General features: G+C 68.9%; 4 protein-coding genes. 3 read left to right on the forward strand and 1 reads right to left on the reverse strand.

Annotated features, from left to right (window positions below):
* Window positions 1-840 (forward strand): helicase associated domain-containing protein (locus ACIRJP_RS42300; RefSeq protein WP_404186525.1); only part of this gene is annotated, 840 nt, incomplete at its 5' end.
* A 253-nt stretch (window positions 841-1,093) separates the two neighbouring features.
* The gene (locus ACIRJP_RS42305; RefSeq protein ID WP_404186527.1) at window positions 1,094-1,768 is read left to right on the forward strand and encodes a DsbA family protein; all 675 of its coding nucleotides are present in this window, start codon (window positions 1,094-1,096) and stop codon (window positions 1,766-1,768) included.
* 239 nt (window positions 1,769-2,007) lie between these two features.
* On the opposite strand, the gene ACIRJP_RS42310 is transcribed toward ACIRJP_RS42305, so the two are convergent.
* Window positions 2,008-2,190 carry a DUF6233 domain-containing protein gene (locus tag ACIRJP_RS42310; RefSeq protein ID WP_404186531.1) on the reverse strand — a complete coding sequence of 61 codons (183 nt, stop codon included), beginning with the start codon at window positions 2,188-2,190 and terminating at the stop codon, window positions 2,008-2,010.
* Between the two features lie 22 nt (window positions 2,191-2,212).
* On the opposite strand from ACIRJP_RS42310, the gene ACIRJP_RS42315 reads away from it, so the two are divergent.
* Window positions 2,213-2,446 (forward strand): hypothetical protein, encoded by a 234-nt coding sequence (locus ACIRJP_RS42315; RefSeq protein ID WP_404186529.1) that lies wholly within the window; start codon window positions 2,213-2,215, stop codon window positions 2,444-2,446.
* Window positions 2,447-2,624: the final 178 nt, after the last annotated feature.

Here is a 2,624-nt window from a genome sequence, read left to right on the forward strand (position 1 = left end):
GGGCAGTGGATCAACGAGCAGCGCCGCGCCTACGGATCCGGGACGCTGGACGCCGGGCGGGTCGCCGAGCTGGAGAAGCTCGGGATGGTCTGGTCAGAGCAGGAAGCGGCCTGGGCGGACGGAGTTGTTGTGGCCAAGCAGTACGCCGCCGCCTACGGCCACTTCCTCCCCCCGGTCACCGCGACCTGGGCAGGGCATCCCATCGGCGTGTGGGCGAAGAACGCCCGCGCTGCGGCGCGCAGGGCGCGGGAGAACGAGGAGCTGCGCGAGGCCGGCCGCCCCGTGCGGTCGGCGGCCGGGGCAATGACCCAGGCCCGGCAGAACGAGCTCGATGCGATCGACCCGGGGTGGTGCCCGGCATGGGACACCGGGTGGCAGCGCTGCTTCCGCCTCGTCCAGAACCACGTCCAGGCCGGCGGCACCCTCCCCACGGTCGACGGCGACGTCGTCGTCCAGGGCGAAGACCTCGGACGCTGGGTGAACGTACAGCGGTTGGGGTGGGAGCAGTTGGCGCCTGTGCAGCAGTGGATCCTGGAGAACACCCTCAAGCTCACCCCGGCCGAGGACAACGAGCGGCCGGTGAAGCAGACCCAGGACGCGAAATGGGCGGCCAACCTCGCGGCGGCACGGCAGTTCCACGCCCGTGAGGGGCACCTGAGGGTGCCTCGGAAGCATGCTGAGCACCTGGAATCGGCAGAGGCGGTGCCGGGCCGTCAGAACGGCGCTGACGGGGCCGTGGTGGTCAGGCTCGGCACCTGGCTCGACAACGTCCGCAAACGCGCCGCGAAACTCCCCGAACAACGCCGCGCCGACCTCGACCAGCTCGGCATGCGCTGGTAACCGACGTGGGGCGTCGGCCGATGAGCCCGCCCGGCGCCCGCCGGTCGGCCCTTCACCCTCCGCCCGCCGCGTCCCAGCCGTCGAAGAAGTCGGCCGAGTGTCATGTCCGACCCGAGCGGCAATGCCGGCTTCCCGGGCCGGAGATAGCGGTACGGGGCGTCGACCCTGTCCTTGTCCGTGCCCCGGGCTGGTGATCCGCCCTTGCGGGCCGCCGGATAGAGTCCGGGCCATTCGCCACTGGGGAGGGGCATTCATGCTGGTGAAGCATGCGATTCGGGCAGTGGCGGTCGCCACCGTCCTGGGACTGTCCCTTGCGGCGTGCGGGCCGCGTACCGGCTATGCCACTGATGCCGACATACCGGAGTCGCTGGGCGCGGACGGGACGAGCATCGTGGTCGGCGATGAGAGCGCGGGTACCACCGTCCGGCTCTTTGAGGATCTGCGCTGCCCCTTCTGTGAGGAGTTCGAGACACAGGGCGCCGGGACCGAGCTGAACAAGCTGACTCAGAAGGGTTCGGTGCAGGTCCACTACACGCTCGCATCCTTCCTTGACGACAGGCTGGGCGGTAACGGCTCGAAGAAGGCCGCGAACGCGCTGCGCGCTGCGCTGGCAAAAGGCAAGTTCGTCGAGTACCACCAGGTCCTCTACGCACATCAGCCAGATGAAGCGGTCGACGGCTTCACCGACGAGTTCCTACTGAAGATGGCATCCCGCGTAGAAGGCCTGCGCGGGCCGGGCTTCGACGCTGCGGTCAAGACGATGAAGTACCAAGGCTTCGTCGCCGCATCCGAGAAGGCTTACGAGGACTCCAGTGCCAGTGCCATCGGTACGCCGACACTGGAACTCAGCGGCGTGGAACTGCCGGAGTTCGAAAGGGGCTACCTCGCCCACTACACCAGGCAGCCCGCTCGGACCGCAAGGCCCTGATACCTCCCGGTCGGCTCCCCAGCACCTGGCACCAAGGCAGACTTGATACATCGTGGGCGCTCCACACAGCCTGAGCCAGAACCCTCTGTCACGTACAGAGACAGCCGGGCGAACAGCCAGATGAAATGGTGAGCCGGACGCCCACAAGACCCTGTCCGAGATCCTTGGGGCCTTGGCAGGCACGGAACTGATCTTGCGAGCTCGGCGCCCGCGAAGCTCGTCGGGCGGCCTGTACGCGCCTACCCGTCGACGAGCCCCGTCTCGGGCTTGCAGATCTGGCACGCCTCGATGTCCGGCTCCGCCAGGGCGATCAGCGCCTCTTCCCGGTTGAGGAATCCGCCCTCGGCCGGATACAGGGCGCAGTCCCCGCGGTGCACCAGGGCCGCCGATGATGACCGCTGCGGCTGGATCTTCCACCGCAGCGCGGCGTTCGCTGGCGGGACGGTGAACTTCGGCGGCGCGGCGTTCGCCGACGGCTACGTGAACTTCGACGGCGCGGCGTTCGCTGGCGGAATCGTGCACTTCGACGGCCCGACAGGGGGCGCGACGTTCTCCGGGGCCACGGTGGACTTCAGGAACGCGTCAGGTCCGGCTCCCGACGGGCTTCTCGCTGCTGTCGGCACGCCTGTTCCCGCGACGGTCTACTTCCCCTCCGCATGGCTGCCCCCGGTTCCTTAGCGCAACGGTGGCGGAAACGGTCGGGGCGGCCCCGGTATGCCGGGACCGCCCCTTGAGACGTGCCGCTCATGGACCGCTATAGCGTTAGCCTCGGCGTTTCAGTTGGGTCTGCTGGGCGGCTGGGCGAGGTTGTTTCAGGCCGTGTCGGCCGGTGGGCATGGTGAGGGCCCGACGCGGG

The sequence above is a fragment of the Streptomyces sp. NPDC102437 genome, from assembly GCF_044765565.1.
In the GTDB taxonomy this organism is placed as follows: Bacteria; Actinomycetota; Actinomycetes; order Streptomycetales; family Streptomycetaceae; genus Streptomyces.